At 73.1% G+C, this 16,433-nt stretch carries 16 protein-coding genes; 13 read left to right on the plus strand and 3 right to left on the minus strand.

Annotated features, from left to right (window positions below):
• Positions 1-3: 3 nt before the first annotated feature.
• The 7 genes from acsF (at position 4) to CRT23_RS11815 (ending at position 7,790) form a co-directional block, all read left to right on the plus strand.
• A complete protein-coding gene (acsF, locus tag CRT23_RS11785) occupies positions 4-1,083 on the plus strand; it encodes a magnesium-protoporphyrin IX monomethyl ester (oxidative) cyclase (RefSeq protein WP_103709880.1) in 1,080 nt (359 codons plus the stop codon).
• Between the two features lies 1 nt (position 1,084).
• Positions 1,085-1,936, plus strand: coding sequence for a putative photosynthetic complex assembly protein PuhE (gene puhE, locus CRT23_RS11790; protein ID WP_103709829.1), 852 nt, complete (start codon positions 1,085-1,087; stop codon positions 1,934-1,936).
• Between the two features lie 106 nt (positions 1,937-2,042).
• Positions 2,043-3,260, plus strand: a complete 1,218-nt coding sequence (gene hemA / locus CRT23_RS11795) for a 5-aminolevulinate synthase (RefSeq protein ID WP_055956058.1) — start codon at positions 2,043-2,045, stop codon at positions 3,258-3,260.
• A gap of 103 nt (positions 3,261-3,363) precedes the next feature.
• On the plus strand, positions 3,364-4,479 hold the full coding sequence (bchI, locus tag CRT23_RS11800; protein ID WP_103709881.1) for a magnesium chelatase ATPase subunit I: 1,116 nt from the start codon (positions 3,364-3,366) through the stop codon (positions 4,477-4,479).
• A complete protein-coding gene (locus tag CRT23_RS11805; RefSeq protein ID WP_103709830.1) occupies positions 4,476-6,179 on the plus strand; it encodes a magnesium chelatase subunit D in 1,704 nt (567 codons plus the stop codon). The genes bchI and CRT23_RS11805 overlap by 4 nt, the downstream gene beginning before the upstream one ends.
• Before the next feature lie 10 nt (positions 6,180-6,189).
• Entirely contained in the window at positions 6,190-7,101 is a 912-nt protein-coding gene (gene bchO, locus CRT23_RS11810) for an alpha/beta fold hydrolase BchO (RefSeq protein WP_103709831.1), read from the plus strand.
• 98 nt (positions 7,102-7,199) lie between these two features.
• Positions 7,200-7,790, plus strand: coding sequence for a GNAT family protein (locus CRT23_RS11815; protein ID WP_103709832.1), 591 nt, complete (start codon positions 7,200-7,202; stop codon positions 7,788-7,790).
• Positions 7,791-7,817: 27 nt separating this feature from the next.
• Here CRT23_RS11815 and CRT23_RS29595 read toward each other — a convergent pair whose 3' ends face one another.
• Positions 7,818-7,940, minus strand: coding sequence for a hypothetical protein (locus CRT23_RS29595; protein ID WP_280951978.1), 123 nt, complete (start codon positions 7,938-7,940; stop codon positions 7,818-7,820).
• A gap of 258 nt (positions 7,941-8,198) precedes the next feature.
• Between CRT23_RS29595 and CRT23_RS11820 the strand changes: the two genes are divergently transcribed.
• From CRT23_RS11820 to CRT23_RS28455, 4 genes are all read left to right on the plus strand, one after another.
• Positions 8,199-8,831, plus strand: coding sequence for a LysE family translocator (locus CRT23_RS11820; protein ID WP_103709833.1), 633 nt, complete (start codon positions 8,199-8,201; stop codon positions 8,829-8,831).
• A gap of 108 nt (positions 8,832-8,939) precedes the next feature.
• The gene (locus tag CRT23_RS11825; protein WP_103709834.1) at positions 8,940-10,466 is read left to right on the plus strand and encodes a phytoene desaturase; all 1,527 of its coding nucleotides are present in this window, start codon (positions 8,940-8,942) and stop codon (positions 10,464-10,466) included.
• A gap of 115 nt (positions 10,467-10,581) precedes the next feature.
• On the plus strand, positions 10,582-11,688 hold the full coding sequence (locus tag CRT23_RS11830) for a phytoene/squalene synthase family protein (protein WP_103709882.1): 1,107 nt from the start codon (positions 10,582-10,584) through the stop codon (positions 11,686-11,688).
• On the plus strand, positions 11,685-11,846 hold the full coding sequence (locus tag CRT23_RS28455; protein ID WP_181017325.1) for a hypothetical protein: 162 nt from the start codon (positions 11,685-11,687) through the stop codon (positions 11,844-11,846). Before CRT23_RS11830 ends, CRT23_RS28455 begins: the two co-directional genes overlap by 4 nt.
• A gap of 6 nt (positions 11,847-11,852) precedes the next feature.
• On the opposite strand, the gene CRT23_RS11835 is transcribed toward CRT23_RS28455, so the two are convergent.
• Together CRT23_RS11835 and crtD are read right to left on the minus strand one after the other, a co-directional pair.
• Positions 11,853-12,752 carry a carotenoid 1,2-hydratase gene (locus CRT23_RS11835; RefSeq protein WP_181017326.1) on the minus strand — a complete coding sequence of 300 codons (900 nt, stop codon included), beginning with the start codon at positions 12,750-12,752 and terminating at the stop codon, positions 11,853-11,855.
• Entirely contained in the window at positions 12,710-14,233 is a 1,524-nt protein-coding gene (gene crtD, locus CRT23_RS11840) for a 1-hydroxycarotenoid 3,4-desaturase CrtD (RefSeq protein ID WP_245436151.1), read from the minus strand. Before crtD ends, CRT23_RS11835 begins: the two co-directional genes overlap by 43 nt.
• Positions 14,234-14,329: 96 nt before the next feature.
• Between crtD and CRT23_RS11845 the strand changes: the two genes are divergently transcribed.
• Together CRT23_RS11845 and CRT23_RS11850 are read left to right on the plus strand one after the other, a co-directional pair.
• The gene (locus CRT23_RS11845) at positions 14,330-15,199 is read left to right on the plus strand and encodes a polyprenyl synthetase family protein (protein WP_103709836.1); all 870 of its coding nucleotides are present in this window, start codon (positions 14,330-14,332) and stop codon (positions 15,197-15,199) included.
• 1 nt (position 15,200) lies between these two features.
• Positions 15,201-16,352, plus strand: coding sequence for a methyltransferase (locus CRT23_RS11850; RefSeq protein ID WP_103709837.1), 1,152 nt, complete (start codon positions 15,201-15,203; stop codon positions 16,350-16,352).
• Positions 16,353-16,433 lie beyond the last annotated feature (81 nt).

Consider the following 16,433-nt stretch of genomic DNA (forward strand, 5'->3'; position numbering starts at 1 on the left):
GCCATCCAGCAGTCCGTTCCCAAGGCTCCCGCGCCGAAACCGCCCCTCAACGAGGCCACCAAGGCCGCGCAGGAGACGACGTTCCTGTCTCCGCGCTTCTACACCACCGACTTCGAGGAGCTCGACCGCACCGACGTCGAGCCCGTCCGGGCGGAGTGGACCAAGCTCATCGCGGAGCTGCGCGCCGATCCGAACAAGCGCCACTTCACGCGCAACGCGGATTTCGACTGCGACATGTCCGGGCTCGACCCGGCCCTGCGCAAGGAGTTCATGGACTTCCTGGTGTCGTCGATCACCGCCGAGTTCTCGGGCTGCGTGCTCTACGCCGAGATGCGCAAGCGCGCGAAGAACCCCGACATCCGCGAGCTGTTCGGCTTCATGAGCCGGGACGAGGCGCGCCATGCCGGCTTCATCAACGACGTGCTGAAGGATTTCGGCATCGGCGTCGATCTGGGCTTCCTGACGCGTTCGAAGAAGTACACCTTCTTCCGGCCGAAGTTCATCTTCTACGCCACCTACCTGTCGGAGAAGATCGGCTACGCCCGCTACATCACCATCTTCCGGGAGCTGGAGAGCAAGCCGGAGCGCCGCTTCCACCCGATCTTCAAGTGGTTCGAGAAGTGGTGCAACGACGAGTTCCGCCATGGCGAGGCCTTCGCCCTGCTCATGCGCGCCAACCCGAAGCTGACCTCGGGCCTCAACCGCTACTGGATCAAGTTCTTCCTCCTGGCGGTCTTCGCGACGATGTATGTCCGCGACCATTGCCGGCCGGCCTTCCACGAGGCCCTCGGCGTCGATCCGACCGATTACGACTTCCAGGTCTTCCGGATCACCTCGGAGATCTCGAAGCAGACCTTCCCGCTGACGCTGGACCTCGACAATCCGCGCTTCAAGCAGGCCCTCGACCGGCTGCTCGCCTGCTCGGTGGGCATCGCCGATGCCAAGGCGCAGGGCGGCCTGCTCGGCCGGCTCAAGCAGGGCGCGTGGGTCGCCGCCTCGGCGCTGAACTTCGCCCGGCTCTACGCCCTGCCGACCCGCGACAACCCGATGCCGGCGGAGATCCGCCTCGAGCCGGTCTGGTAGGATGGCCGCCTACGCGCTTCCCGCCCTCTATGCGGTGCTGGTCTGGTGGTTCTCCACCGGCCTGATCCTGCTCCTCGACCACCGCCCGCGCGCGACGCACGGGGTCAGCATGGCGGCGGGCACCGGCGTGCTCGCCCTGGCCCTCTGGGCCATCGGCGCCTCGGCCGGGGATGCCAGCGCGGGAAGCGCGTACGTCGCCTTCACGGCGGCCCTGGTGGTCTGGGGCTGGCAGGAGATGAGCTACTACATGGGCTTCGTGTCCGGCCCCCGGGCGGAGGGCTGCCCGCCCGAGGCACGGGGCTTCCGGCGCTTCCGGGCGGCGGCGGCCACCAGCCTGTGGCACGAGGCGGCCATCGTCGCCGGCGGCCTCGCGATCCTGGCCCTGACTTGGCGCCAGGCGAACCTCTTCGCCCTGTGGACCTACCTCGTCCTGTGGGGAATGAACCTCTCCGCCCGGCTGAACCTGTTCCTCGGGGTGCGCAACCTCAACGCCGAGTTCCTGCCCGAGCACCTCGCCTATCTCGGCAGCTACCTGCGGGTGCGCGCCATGAACCCGCTGTTCCCGGTCTCGGTCACGGCGGCCGGCCTCGCCACCGCCGCCCTGGTGCTGGCGGCCCTGGCCGAGGGCGTCAGCGCCCACGAGGTCGCCGGACTCAGCATCCTGGCCACCCTGATGGCGCTCGCCACCCTGGAGCACGGCTTCCTGATGCTGCCGCTGCCCTCGGCCGCGCTCTGGCAATGGAGCCTGCCGAAGCTGGACCGGCGCGGACCGGTGCCGTCGCCGGTCCCGGCCGCGCGCGGGGAGGGCGTCCGCGGCGGCGAGCCCTGCCTCGCCGAGGCCGAGGGACGCTGAACCGTTTCCCGGTCCGCTCCGGCGGACCGGCGCGATCGACGCCGCCGCGGCGGCAGGAGAGGCGAGCGGGCCAGAACCCGCCGTGCAACGAGGGAAGGGGACGGGCATGAACTACGAAGAGATCTTCGGCTCTGCTTTGGCCGGCCTGCATCGCGAGGGACGCTACCGCGTCTTCACCGACCTCGAGCGGCAGGCGGGGCGCTTCCCGCACGCCACCCACCACACGCCGTCCGGCACGCGGCCGGTCACTGTCTGGTGTTCCAACGACTACCTCGGCATGGGCCAGAACCCGGCCGTGCTCGACGCCATGCACGAGGCCCTGGACCGCTGCGGGGCCGGGGCCGGGGGTACCCGCAACATCTCGGGCACCAACCACTACCACGTTCTGCTGGAGCGCGAGCTCGCGGACCTCCACGCCAAGGAGGCCGCGCTGCTCTTCACCTCCGGCTACGTCTCGAACTGGGCGGCCCTCGGCACCCTCGGGAGCCAGCTCCCCGGCTGTGCGATCTTCTCGGATGCCGGCAACCACGCCTCGATGATCGAGGGCATCAAGGCGAGCCGCGCCGAGCGCCACATCTTCCGTCACAACGACCCCGAGGATCTCGACCGCAAGCTGCGCCTGGTCGACCCGGCCCGGCCGAAGATCGTGGCCTTCGAATCGGTCTACTCGATGGACGGCGACATCGCCCCGATCGCGGAGATCTGCGACGTGGCCGAGGCGCACGGCGCGCTGACCTATCTCGACGAAGTCCATGCCGTCGGTCTCTACGGCGCGCGGGGCGGCGGCATCTCGGAGCGCGACGGCCTCGCCCACCGCCTCGACGTGATCGAGGGCACGCTCGGCAAGGCCTTCGCGGTCCATGGCGGCTACATCACCGGCTCGGCCAAGCTCTGCGACTTCGTGCGCAGCTTCGCCTCCGGCTTCATCTTCACCACCTCCCTGCCGCCCGCCGTGGCGGCGGGGGCCGCGGCCAGCATCCGCCACCTCAAGGCGAGCGGGGCCGAGCGGGCCCGGCACCAGGAGCGGGTCGCCGCGGTCCGCGCCCGCCTCGACGCCGCCGGCATCCCCTATCTGCCGAACGACAGCCACATCGTGCCCGTGATGGTCTGCGATCCCGTGCTGTGCAAGGCGATCAGCGACACCCTGCTCGACGAGTTCGGCATCTACGTCCAGCCGATCAACTACCCCACCGTCCCGCGCGGCACCGAGCGCCTGCGGATCACGCCGTCGCCCCTGCATTCCGACGCGGATATCGACCACCTCGTCGGCGCGCTGAGCACGATCTGGGGCCGGATGGGCGTCCAGCGCGCGGCGGCCGAGTAGGACACACGCGAACCCTCCGCCCGTTTGGGGGGGGAGGGGACTGCGTACGCGGCTTCGCGCAAGGAAGTTCAAGCCCATGATCGTGAACGGATCGATCCGAGCGATGTCCCTGAAACCGGTCTCGGCGGCGTCGGCGAGCGAGACCCCGCCGATCCTTCGGGCCGCCGGGTCGAGCAAGGCGCCGCGAACCAACCCGGGCGCGGCCGCGCCGACCTTTCCCTTCTCGGCCATCGTCGGCCAGGACGAGATGCGCCAAGCGCTGCTGATCGCGGCCGTCGACCCGTCCGTGGGCGGCGTGCTGGTGTTCGGCGACCGCGGCACCGGCAAGTCGACGGCGATCCGCGGCCTCGCCGCCCTGCTGCCACCGATGTCCGCCGTGGTCGGCTGTCCCTATGCCTGCGATCCCGGCCGCCCGGCCGAGCAGTGTCACCTGTGCCGCGAGAAGCCGGTCCTGCGCGCCGAATCCATCCCCGTCCCGGTGGTGGACCTGCCGCTCGGCGCCACCGAGGACCGGGTCGTCGGCGCCCTCGACCTGGAGCGCGCCCTGACCCGCGGGGAGAAGGCCTTCGAGCCGGGCCTGCTGGCCCGGGCCAATCGCGGCTTCCTCTACATCGACGAGGTCAACCTGCTGGAGGACCACCTGGTCGATCTCCTCCTCGACGTCGCCGCCTCGGGGGTGAACACCGTGGAGCGCGAGGGCCTGAGCATCCGCCATCCGGCCCGGTTCGTCCTCGTCGGCAGCGGCAACCCGGAGGAGGGCGAGTTGCGGCCCCAGCTCCTCGATCGCTTCGGCCTCGCCGTCGAGGTGACGACGCCCACCGACCTGCCGACCCGCATCGACGTGGTCCGCCGCCGCGACGCCTACGAGCGCGATCCGGCGGCGTTCTGCGCCGCCTACGCCAAGGCCGACCGCGCCATCCGCAAGGCGCTCACCGCCGCCCGCGCCCGGCTCCCCGGCCTGAGCGTGCCCGACGCCACCCTGGAGGCCGCGGCGCGGCTCTGCCTGGCGCTGGGCACCGACGGCCTGCGCGGTGAACTCACGCTGATGCGGACCGCCCGGGCGCTCGCGGCCTACGAGGGCGCCGAGACCGTGGGGCTCGACCACCTGGCCCGGATCGCCCCCTCGGCCCTGCGCCACCGGCTGCGCCGCAATCCCCTCGACGAATCCGGCTCCACCGCGCGGGTCGCCCGCGCCGTGGAGGACCTCCTCGCCCGATGAGCCCCGCCTGGGCCCGCGCCCTGCGCGTGGCGCGCCTCGTCGCCACCGATCCGCAGGTTTGCGGCGGTGTCGTCGTCCGGGCCGGGGCCGGCCCGGTGCGGGACCTCTGGCTCGACCGTCTCGCCGGTGAACTCGGATCCGGCCGGCCCTTCCGCCGGATGCCGGCGGGCATCGCCGACGACCGCCTCCTCGGCGGGCTCGACCTCGCCGCGACCCTGGCCGCCGGGCGCCCCGTCGCCCAGTCCGGCCTCCTGTCCGAGGCGGATGGCGGGTGCGTGATCGTGCCGATGGCGGAGCGCCTCTCGCCCGGCACCGCCGCCCGCCTCGCCGCCGCCCTGGACACCGGCGAGGTCCGGGCGGAGCGCGACGGGCTGGCCGCGCGGGCGCCGGCGCGGATCGGCCTCATCCTCCTCGACGAAGGGGAGGGCGACGACGCCCGGGTTCCCGAGGCCCTGGCCGATCGCCTGGCCTTCCGCCTCGACCTCACCGGCATCGCCTGGGGCGAGACGCAAGGGGCGGCGGCCGAAGCCGAGCCGGACCCGGCCGACCCGGACGTCGACATCGACATCGACGCTGCGGTGGCGGATCTCTGCGGAGTCGCGGTCGCGCTCGGCATCGCCTCCCTGCGGGCCCCGCTGCTGGCGCTGCGCGTCGCGCGCCTCCTGGCGAAAGAGGGAGCGCTCGGCACGGCGGATCTCCGCGAAGCCGCCTGCCTCGTCCTGGCGCCGCGCGCCACGCGCCTGCCCCCGAGCCCGGAGGAGGCGGATGCAGCGCCGCCGGAGTGGTCCGAGCCGCCGGCGCCGGACGATGGCGCGCCCCCTGAGGCCGGCCTCGAACCGGGGGCCGAGAGCCTCGTCGAGGCCGCTCGCGCGGCGATCCCGCCGGATCTCCTCGCCCGGCTGGCGCAGGCCGGCCCGGCGCCGCCCGCGCCGAAGGCCGGCCGCGTCGGCGCGGTGATGCAGGCGCCGCGCTCCGGGCGTCCGGCCGGCGCAAGGCCCGGCTCGCCCCGCACTGGCCGCCTCGCCCTCCTGCCCACCCTGCGCGCCGCCGCCCCCTGGCAGCGTCTGCGGGCCGGTGCGGGGGGAGCCCCGCGCCTGATTCAGGTGCGCAGCGAAGATTTCCGCATCACCCGGTTCCGGCAGCGCGGCGAGAGCACCACCATCTTCGCCGTCGATGCCTCCGGCTCGGCCGCCCTGGAACGCCTGGCCGAGGCGAAGGGCGCCGTCGAGCTGCTCCTGGCCGAGGCCTATGTCCGCCGCGACAAGGTCGCCCTCGTGGCCTTCCGGGGGAGCGAAGCCGAGATCGTGCTGGCGCCCACCCGTGCCCTGGCCCGGGCCCGGCGCGGCCTCTCGGCCCTGCCGGGGGGCGGGGGCACGCCCCTCGCCGCGGGCCTCGACGCCGCCGGCGACCTCGCCCGCGCCGTCCGGCGCGGCGGTGGAACCCCGGTGGTGGTGGTGCTCACCGACGGGCGCGCCAACGTCGCCCGCTCCGGTGCGCCCGGCCGGGCCGCGGCCGGCGCCGAGGCCCTGAACGCCGCCGGCCTTCTGCGGGCCGCCGCGATCCGCACGATCCTCATCGACACCGCGGCGCGGCCGCAGGAAGCCGCACGGCGCCTCGCCGAAGCGATGGGCGCGCGCTATGTCCCGCTTCCCTATGCCGATGCCGCGGCCATGAGCACCGCGATCCGCTCGGCCCGCTGAAGGATCTGCGATGCCTGCGCCGAGCGACCGGCCCCAGTGGGAGCGCGACGGCGCGGATTGGCCCAACCGCGCCGCGAGCCGCTTCGTCCGGGCCGCCGACCTGACCTGGCACGTGCAGGAGTTCGGGGCGCCCGACGCGCCCGTCGTCCTGCTCCTGCACGGCACCGGGGCCGCCACCCATTCCTGGGCGGGCCTCGCGCCGCGGCTCGCCGACCACTTCCGGGTCGTGGCCCCGGACCTGCCGGGCCACGGCTTCACCGACCCGCTGCCCGCCGGGCGCCTGTCCCTGCCCGGCATGGCGGCGGCGATCCGCGACCTGCTGCGCAGTCTCGACCTGTCGCCGGACCTCGTGGTCGGGCATTCCGCCGGCGCGGCGATCCTGGTCCGGCTCTGCCTCGACGGGCTCGCGCCCCGCCTGCTGGTGGCCCTGAACGGCGCGCTGACGCCGTTTCCGGGCCTCGCCTCGGTGCTGTTCCCGGGGCTCGCCCGGATGCTGTTCCTCAACCCCGTCACCCCGCGGATCTTCGCCTGGACCGCCGACCGTCCGGCGGTGGAGCGCCTGATCCGCGGCACCGGCTCGCGCCTCGACGCCCGCGGTCTCGAGCTCTACCGGCGCCTCTTCCGCTGTCCGGGCCACGTGGCCGGCGCGCTGGGCATGATGGCGAACTGGGACCTCGCCGCCCTCGATCGGGAGATCGGCCGGCTCGCGGTGCCGACGCTGCTGCTCGTCGGCGGGGACGACAAGGCGATCGCTCCCGAAACCGCCTTTGCCCTCAAGGACCGGCTGCCCCAGGCCCGGGTCCGCCTGATCCGCAATCTCGGGCACCTCGCCCACGAGGAGGACCCGGCGCGCATCGCCGACGCCATCATCGCGGCCTACGAGGAGCAGATCGCCGCGGGACACCCGTCCGCCGGGGCTTGACGCGGCCGCGGCCCGGTCGCACCGACGGACGCAGGATGTCCGATCGCGGATGTCCGGAGACGGCGCCGGCCCGGCGCCTGTCCGCGAGGTTGCTGTCCATGGCCCTGACGCCCGTCACCCTCACCGGCCGGCATGTCGAACTCGTGCCGCTGGCGCTGGACCACGCCGCGGTCCTGTCCGAGGCGGTGCAGGACGGCCAACTCTGGCGCCTCTGGTACACGGCGATCCCCGCGCCGGAGCGGATGGCCGCCGAGATCGAGCGCCGCCTCGGCCTGCAGGACGCGGGCACGATGCTGCCCTTCACCGTCCTCGACGGACCCGGCGGCCGTCCCGTCGGGATGACCACCTACATGAACATCGACGCCGCCGGGCCGCGGGTGGAGATCGGCTCGACCTGGTACGCCGCACGGGTCCAGCGCTCCCCCCTGAACACCGAGGCGAAGCGCCTGCTGCTGGGCCACGCCTTCGAGACCCTCGGCTGCCTCGCCGTGGAATTCCGCACCCATGTGATGAACCAGGCGAGCCGGCGTGCCATCGAGCGCCTCGGGGCGCGCCTCGACGGCATCCTGCGCCACCACCAGCGCCTGGCGGACGGCTCCCTGCGGGACACCTGCGTCTACAGCATCGTCGCGCCGGACTGGCCGACCGTGCGGACCCACCTGACCTGGCAGTTGGAGAAGTCGCGCTAGCGCGACTTGGGATGTGGAGACGCCGCGCTAGCGCGGTCTGGCATCCCGCTCCGCCTGCGGGTCCGCGCGATGCTGATACCAGTCCCAGACGAGATAGGCCGGGACGGGCAGGATGATCGCGAAGAAGATCCAATCGAACATTTGCGGCATGGCAGAGCCCTTTGGTTCGGACGACCTCTGATATTGACGGGTCGTCGCGGGCCAATGTTCCCTGATCGTCCGCACGATCGGTCTCCGCGGGGATCCCTTCCGCCAGGGTTTACCGGTGGGGGTTGTGGTCGCCCGGCGATTTCCCGTGGCCATCGCGCGGCTGATGCGGGATGACGTGGAGCCGGCGCGGATCGCAGTCGGTCGCGGCCGCCTCCCGGGCCGGCGTCCCCTTAAGCTTCACACGGAGTTGGACCCACGGTGCCCGGAACCACGAGCCTCCTCGCCTTCGCGGCGATCGCCCTCGGCATGGCCCTGACGCCCGGGCCGAACATGGTCTACCTGATCTCGCGCTCGATCTGTCAGGGACCACGGGCCGGCCTGATCTCCCTGGGCGGCGTCGCCCTCGGGTTCGTCGTCTACATGCTGTGCGCCGCCTTCGGCCTCACCGCCCTGGTCCTGGCGGTGCCCTATGCGTACGACGCCATCCGCCTCGTCGGCGGCCTCTACCTGCTCTGGCTCGCCTGGCAAGCGGTCCGCCCGGGCGGGCGCTCCCCCTTCGCGGTGAAGGCCCTGCCGCAGGACAGCCCCCGCAAGTTGTTCCTGATGGGCTTCCTGACGAACCTGCTCAATCCGAAGATCGCGGTGATCTACCTGTCGCTGCTGCCGCAGTTCATCGATCCCGCCCGGGGCAGCGTCTTCGCCCAGGCCCTCAGCCTCGGGGCGATCCAGATCGCCCTCAGCGTCATGGTCAACGCCGCCGTCGCGCTCTCGGCGGGGGCGATCGCCCTGTTCCTGACGCGCCGGCCCTCCTTCGCCCTCGTCCAGCGCTGGGTCATGGGAACGGTCCTGGCCGGCCTCGCCGTCCGGATGATGACCGAAGCCCGCCGCTGAGCCTGCCCCGACACCCGTCGCGTTCGGGATCCCGGCGAACGTCATGCGTGGGAAGCGCGCGCAGAATCGCGCTTGCGCCCGACGGCCTGACGCGAATAGTGTCAGACTATGTTGACACTTGCCGACTCGCCGAGCCTCGCGACGACCCGGTCTCCCCGCCCGCACGCGGTGGTGATCGGCAGTGGCTTCGGCGGGCTGGCGGCGGCGGTGCGTCTCGGCGCCCGAGGCTACCGGGTGACTGTGCTGGAGCGCCTGGATCGGCCCGGCGGACGGGCCCGCGTCCACCGCCAGGACGGCTTCACCTTCGATGCCGGGCCGACCATCGTCACGGCGCCGTTCCTGTTCGAGGAGCTCTGGAGCCTGTGCGGGCGGCGCATGGCCGACGACGTCACCCTGGCGCCGATGCTGCCGTTCTACCGCATCCGCTTCCCGGACGGCGCCACCTTCAACTATAGCGGCGACCCGGAAGCGATGCGGGCCGAGGTGGCGCGGTTCTCGCCCGAGGACGTCCCCGGCTACGAGCGCTTCATGGCGCGCAGCGCCGCGATCTGCCGGGTCGGGTTCGAGGAACTCGGGCACGTCGCCTTCTCGTCGGTCCGCGACATGCTGCGGATCACGCCCTCGCTGCTGCGCCTCGGCGGTCATCGCTCGGTCTACGACCTCGTGGCGCGCCATATCCGCGACGAGCGCCTGCGCACCATCTTCAGCTTCCATCCCCTGCTGATCGGCGGCTCGCCCTTCCGGGCCAGCGCCATCTACTGCCTGATCGCGCATCTGGAGCGCCGCTGGGGCGTGCATTTCGCCATGGGCGGCACCGGACGCCTGGTCGACGGCCTCGTCGGGCTGATCGAGGGGCAGGGCGGCACCGTGCGCTACCGGGCCGACGTGGCCCGGATCGACGTCGCGGCCGGGGCGGCCACCGGAGTCACCCTCGCCGACGGCACCCGCATCCCCGCCGACATCGTCGTCTCGAACGCGGATTCCGCCGAGACCTACCTGTCGCTGCTCGGCGAGGAGGGCCGGTCCTGGCACCGGGCGAAGCTCAAGGCCTCGTCCTCCTCCATGGGCCTCTTCGTCTGGTACTTCGGCACGAACCGGCAGTTCCCCGACATCGCCCACCACACCATCCTGATGGGGCCGCGCTACCGCGCGCTGATCGAGGACATCTTCGTCCGCAAGGTCCTGGCGCCGGATTTCAGCCTCTACCTGCACCGCCCCACCGCCACCGACCCGCTCCTGGCGCCGCCGGGCTGCGATGCCTTCTACGTGCTGGCCCCGGTGCCGAATCTCGCCGGCGGGCAGGACTGGTCGGTGCTGGCCGAACCCTACCGGAAGGCCATCGCCGACAGCCTGGAGAGCTCGGTGATGCCGGGCCTCTCGGACGCGATCGTCACCTCCCGCGTCACCACGCCGGCGGATTTCGCCGGCGATTTCCGGAGCTTCCGCGGCTCCGGCTTCGGCCTCGAGCCTGTGCTGACGCAGTCGGCCTGGTTCCGTCCGCACAACGCCTCGTCGGCGTTCCGCAATCTCTACCTCGTCGGCGCGGGCACCCATCCGGGGGCCGGGCTCCCCGGCGTCCTGTCCTCGGCCAAGGTCCTCGACACGGTGGTGCCGGATGCGCGTCTCTTCGCCTGACAGGTCGCAGGGTCTCACCCGCCGGCCCGAACCGCTTCCGCCCGAACCCCTCCGGCCCGCGCTCACCCTGTTCGAGGCCGTCCGGCGCGGGCCGGAGCGGCCGCCGCTCTGGGTGATGCCCCACGCGGATGCGGCTGACCATGCCGCCTGCCGGGCCGCGATCCGGGACGGTTCGCGCAGCTTCTTCGTCGCCTCCGCCCTGTTGCCGGCGCGGGTCCGGCGCCCGGCCTACGGGCTCTACGCCTTCTGCCGCCTCTCCGACGATGCCGTCGACGACGCGCTCGCCCGCGACCGTCCGGCCGCCCTGGCGCGCCTCGCCGCGCGCCTCGCCCGCATCTACGACGACGCCCCGTCCGATTCCTCCGCCGACCGGGCCATGGCCGACCTCGTGGCCGCCCACAGGCTGCCCCAGGCCCTGCCCGCCGCCCTCATCGAGGGGCTGGCCTGGGACGCGCAGGGGCGGCGCTACGAGACCCTGTCCGACCTCACCGCCTATGCGGCTCGGGTCGCCGGCAGCGTCGGCGCGATGATGACCGTGCTGATGGGCGTGCGCGACGGCGCCGTGCTCGCCCGCGCCTGCGACCTCGGCGTCGCCATGCAGTTCACCAACATCGCCCGCGACGTCGGCGAGGACGCTCGGGCCGGGCGGCTCTATCTGCCGCTGGCCTGGATGCGGGAGACCGGCCTCGACCCGGACGCCTTCCTGGCGAACCCGGTCGCGGGCCCGGCGCTGCGGGCGATCGTCGGTCGCCTCCTCGCGGTCGCCGAATCGCTCTACGCGCGTGCCGAGGCCGGCATTCCCGGGCTGCCCCTGGATTGCCGACCCGCCATCCGGGCCGCCCGCCTGATCTACGCCGAGATCGGCCGCGATCTCGAGCGACGCGGCCTCGACCCGGTCGCCAACCGGGCGCGGGTCGCCGGCCGTCGCAAGGCCGTCCTGATGGCCCGCGCGCTGCTGCCCCTCACGTCTAGCCTCGGCTTGGCCCGGCCCGACTTGGCCGCCCCCGACTTGGTCATGCCCGGATTACTCATGCCCGGTTCGGTCATGCCCGACCGAACCGCGCCGCCCCTGGCCGAGACCGCCTTCCTGGTGGAGGCCGTGGCCGCCCAACCCGTGCCGGTGCCCCCCGCCTGGTGGAACGTTCCCGCCCAGGTCGCCCGGGTCCTCGACCTCATCGAGACCCTGCGCGAGCGCGAGGCCACGGTCCCGGCCGGTCCGTGATCGACCCGCTCTTCGCCGCCTTCGACATCGGTCTCGTCTTCGCGCTCGCCCTGGGGTTGGCGACCTGGCAGCGCGTGGTCCTGAAGCGCGGCATCCGGCGCGACCGGGCGGCGGCCGCGCGCGCGGCGGCCGAGCGGGCCGAGGGCCCGCCGTCCTGATCCGCCTCAGCGCGTCCGGCGCGGCATCCGGAACGGCAGCATCAGCCGCACCAGGGGGTGGCTGAAACGCGTGAGCGACAGGCTCTCGTGGACCGGTCGCACCGCCTCGCCGCGCAGGGTCGCGCGGAGACAGGACCGCGCGTAGAACGGCGTGTCCTCGAAGGTTCGCGCGACCTCCACGCGATCATCGTCGCTCCGCGTACTGCGCGGCATGCGCCAGAACCGCGTCGGCGGCAGGGCGACGCGCCGCGGCGGGTCGATGTCCCGGGGCGTCCCGTCGGCGGCGAAGCACAGGGTGAGTTCCTGCCCGGTGCCGTCCGTCCGGTTGACGTCGTACAGGATCGCCGCCCCGTCGCGCAGGTCGGCCCGGCACCAGGTCCAGTCGCGAAAGGCGGCCTCGAGCGACGTGTCGCCGTGGTTGGTGTCGAAGTAGGCGGTTCCGCGCCAGGCGATCCCGGGCTCCTCCAGCGCCACCTCGACCGGGGAGGAGGGCGCCATCGGCCACCAGCGGTGCTGGCCCCCCGCATCGAGAGGGTGCGGGCCCGGCGTGAAGCCCCCCGGGCGCAGGCGCACCGTCCCTCGGACCCGGGTGGGGATCGGCGCCGTCACCTCGTCGAGGCGGATCGTCAGCGTGGTGCCGTCCCAGGACAGGCCGCTCGGCCCGATCTGGATGTGGTCGGCATCCCGGCTCAGGCTCGTCCGGCCCCGCTCGGTCATGCAGAAGCGGTTGGCCCGTTCGCCGTAGAGCACGACGTTGACGGCGCAGTGGTCGAAGGGGTCGCGGCTGGGGTCCCAGGCGTAATAGGGCGAGAACACGCTGCCGATGAAGGCGATGATGGTCAGGCCCTGACGGCCGTCCTCGCTCAGGGCATCGACGTACCACCAGACGTAGCCGTCGCGATCCACCCGCGTATCGAAGCGCGGGCGCCGCTCCGGTCCCGCAGCAGGCTGTCCGCCGCGATCCGCCCGGACTGCGCCGCCATCGGCACCCCCGGACCCGGATGCACGCTCCCCCCCGCGAGGTAGAGGCCCGGAATCCGCGTGCGGGCGCCCGGGCGCTTGAACGAGGCCATCCAGCCGTGGGACGCCCGCCCGTAGAGCGCGCCCGCCGATCCCGGGAACAGGTGCGCGAACTCCGCCGGGCCCGTCGTCACCGGATCCGCCGTCTCCGAGAGGGTCAATCCGCTCGCGCTCAGGCGCCGCCGCATCGTGGTCACGCATGTCTCGATCTCCGAGGGGCTGAAGGTCCGGGCCGGGGCGTTGACGAGGCAGAGCAGGCGCTCGGGCCGATCCGACGGAGCGCTCGCGTCGGATCGGTCCTGCGCGCAGACATAGACCGTGGGATCGTCCGGCAGGTGCCCGGCCCGAATGCGCGCGAACTCCGCCGCGTAGTCGCCGGAGAAGAACACGGTGTGCCGCGCGAGCGGGAAGCCCGCGGCACGCGCCTGCGCGCAGAGCGTGACCGCCGAGAGCGAGCGCTCGGAGGCCGGAACGGTCTCTGCGGCTCGGGCCGCGTCGCGTCCGAGCAGGCCATCGGCCAGGGCCGCCACGTCGGCGTTGCAGATCACGGCATCCGCGGGGAGCCGCTCGCCGTCGTCGAGGTCGACGCCGACGACGCGGCCGCCCTGCACGGCGATGCCGCGGGCGGCCGTCCCGTAGCGAAAGGCGGCGCCGCGCTCCCCGGCCAGCGCGGCGACCGCGCCGGCGAGGCGGCTGAGGCCGCCGGCCACGTGCCAGACGCCCTGGCTCTCCACGTGGGCCACCAGCATCAGGGTCGCGGGCGCCGCGAAGGGCGACGAGCCGCAATAGGTTGCGTAGCGGCCGAAGAGCTGCCGCAGCCGTGGATCGGTGAAGTAGTCGCCGAGGGCGCGCCACAGGGTGGTGAAGGGCTGGATGCGCCAGAGGTCGCCCAGGCCCGAGAGGCCGGCCTGTCGGGTCAGGTCGATCGGGCTCGGGCGCTCGCCCCGGATGAAGGGCCCCTCCAGGGTGGCGTAGACCTCGGCGGCGCGGGCGCGGAACCGGCGGTATCCGTCGCGCGCGCGCGGCCCGGCGAATTCCGCGATCGCCGCCTCCGAGGCGTCCGGATCGGCGTGGAGGTCGAGCTGTTCGCCGGGCCCCCAGGCATGCCGGGCCAGGATCGCAGCCGGCTCCAGCCCGACATGGGCGCCGAGGTCCGCGCCGCATTCGGCGAAGATTTCCTCGAAGACCCAGCGCATCGTGAACACGGTGGGGCCGGCATCGACCGCCGTCCCGCCCACCGGTACACGCCGCATCTTGCCGCCCGGCCGCTGCCCCCGTTCCAGCACCGTCACGTCGAGGCCCGCATGGGCGAGCCGCAGCGCGGCGACCAGACCGCCAATGCCGGCACCGATGACGACGACCTTCACGTGGCTTCCTCCCGTCAAGCGGATCCGTCTTGACGACTGTCAATAAATACTGACACTTTGATTAAGCAAGAACAAGTGACACGGGAGAGACGGCCAATGGACGCCAACCGTCGCATCGAGACCGCCCTCGACGCCGCCGTCGCGCACCTGGAGGCGCCCGGAGCGCCGCCACGCCTCGCCGAGTCGATCCGCTACGCCGTCTTCCCCGGCGGGCACCGGATCCGCCCGCGCCTGTGCCTGTCCGTGGCCCGGGCCTGCGGCGACGACGATCCGGCGGCCTCGGACGCCGCGGCCGCCGCCATCGAGCTCCTTCACTGCGCCTCCCTCGTCCACGACGACCTGCCCTGCTTCGACGATGCGCCCCTCCGGCGCGGCCAACCCTCCGTCCACGCCGCCTTCGGCGAGCCCCTCGCGGTGCTGACGGGCGACGCCCTCATCGTCTCCGCCTTCGAGACCCTCGCGCGCGGCGCGGCCCGGAATCCGAAACGGCTGGCCGCCCTCGTCGGCCTCGTTGCCCGGGCGGCCGGTTCGCCGTCGGGAATCGCCGCCGGTCAGGCCTGGGAATCGGAGCCGACCGTGGCGTTGACTGAGTATCAGCAGGCCAAGACCGGGGCGCTGTTCGCCGCCGCGACGGTCACGGGGGCCGCCGCCGCGGGCGCTCCGTCGCTGCCCTGGCGCCTCCTCGGCGAATGCCTGGGCGAGGCCTACCAGGTGGCCGACGATCTGCGCGACGTCGCCTGCCGCCAGGAGGAGGTCGGCAAGCCCGTCGGCCGCGACTCGACGCTCGGCCGCCCGAACGCGGCCGCGCTCCTCGGGATGGGCGGGGCGCTCACGCACCTGAAGCGCCTGGTGCGCGAGGCCGTCGAGGTCATTCCGGATTGTCCCGGCGCCGAAACGCTGCGCGCCGAAATCGAGGCGCAAACCCGGCTTTTCCTGCCGGCGAGCCTCGCGCGGGAGCTGGCGTGAGGTGGCGCGCGGCGCCACCCTCGATCCACCGCTTCCGCCCGGCATCGGGGGGCTCCGGGCGCGCTGGTACGCGCTCCGGGCCCGCATCATCGCCGATCCGCGCTTTCAGCGCTGGGCCGCCGGCTTTCCGCTGACGCGGCGGATCGCGCGGTCGAACACCCGCGCGCTGTTCGATCTCTGCGCGGGGTTCACCTACTCGCAGACGCTGTTCGCCTGTGTCCGGCTCGACCTCTTCGGCCTCCTGTCGGACGGCCCGGTGCCGGGCGCGGCGCTGGCCCACCGGATGGGACTGTCCCCCGAGGCCGGGACGCGTCTGCTCAAGGCCGCGGCCTCCCTCGGCTTGATCCGCGGGCTGCCGGACGGCCGCTATCTCCTGGCCGATCTCGGGGCGGCCCTGATCGGGAACCCCGCGATTGGCCGGATGATCGAGCACCACGCGCTGCTCTACGACGACCTGCGCGATCCCGTCGCGCTCCTGCGCGGCGAGGCGGGACCGACCCGTCTCGGCGGATACTGGCCTTATGCCCTCGGGGACGGGGCCGCGCTGGAGGCCGCGTCGGTGGCCTCCTATAGCGGGCTGATGTCGGCCTCCCAGGCGCTGATCGCAGCGGATATCCTCGAGGCCTACCCGATGCGGCGCCATCGCTGCCTCATGGATGTCGGCGGTGGCGAGGGCGCCTTCCTGGCGGCGGCCGGCCGCCTCGCGCCGGCGCTTCAACTCCGACTCTTCGACCTGCCGGCGGTGGCGCATCGCGCCACGGAACAGGCCGGCCGGGCCGGGCTCGCGGGCCGCTTCCAGGCCTTCGGCGGCAGCTTCCTGTCGGACCCGCTCCCGCCCGGCGCCGACGCCATCAGCCTGGTGCGGGTGGTGCACGACCACGGCGACGCGACCGTCCGCATCCTGCTCAAGGCCGTGCACGCGGCGCTCCCCCCCGGCGGGCGTCTCATTCTCGCCGAGCCCATGAGCGGTACGCCCGGCGCCGAGCCGGTCACCGACGCCTATTTCGGCCTCTACCTCCTGGCGATGGGCAGCGGGCGCTGCCGCACCGTCGGGGAGCTCACGGCGCTCCTCTCCGAAGCCGGCTTCCGACGCAGCGTCGAAGTCGCGACGCGCCGTCCGCTGTTGACCCGGCTGCTCGTGTCAACGCGATAAGACACCGTCGATGTAAGTTTATCTTGACGTTCAAAAGTGTCTATCTAGGATGACATAACGGGTTCGGCGCCGAACGAACCG

The organism is Methylobacterium sp. V23 (assembly GCF_002917135.1).
Classification (GTDB): Bacteria; Pseudomonadota; Alphaproteobacteria; order Rhizobiales; family Beijerinckiaceae; genus Methylobacterium.

Bases quoted from the DNA above. Each gene is read 5' to 3' on its own strand.
- puhE (WP_103709829.1), top strand. From the start codon at position 1,085: ATGGCCGCCTACGCGCTTCCCGCCCTCTATGCGGTGCTGGTCTGGTGG.
- hemA (WP_055956058.1), top strand. From the start codon at position 2,043: ATGAACTACGAAGAGATCTTCGGCTCTGCTTTGGCCGGCCTGCATCGC.
- bchI (WP_103709881.1), top strand. From the start codon at position 3,364: ATGTCCCTGAAACCGGTCTCGGCGGCGTCGGCGAGCGAGACCCCGCCG.
- CRT23_RS11805 (WP_103709830.1), top strand. From the start codon at position 4,476: ATGAGCCCCGCCTGGGCCCGCGCCCTGCGCGTGGCGCGCCTCGTCGCC.
- bchO (WP_103709831.1), top strand. From the start codon at position 6,190: ATGCCTGCGCCGAGCGACCGGCCCCAGTGGGAGCGCGACGGCGCGGAT.
- CRT23_RS11815 (WP_103709832.1), top strand. From the start codon at position 7,200: ATGGCCCTGACGCCCGTCACCCTCACCGGCCGGCATGTCGAACTCGTG.
- CRT23_RS29595 (WP_280951978.1), bottom strand. From the start codon at position 7,940: ATGCCGCAAATGTTCGATTGGATCTTCTTCGCGATCATCCTGCCCGTC.
- CRT23_RS11825 (WP_103709834.1), top strand. From the start codon at position 8,940: ATGTTGACACTTGCCGACTCGCCGAGCCTCGCGACGACCCGGTCTCCC.
- CRT23_RS11830 (WP_103709882.1), top strand. From the start codon at position 10,582: ATGCCCCACGCGGATGCGGCTGACCATGCCGCCTGCCGGGCCGCGATC.
- CRT23_RS11845 (WP_103709836.1), top strand. From the start codon at position 14,330: ATGGACGCCAACCGTCGCATCGAGACCGCCCTCGACGCCGCCGTCGCG.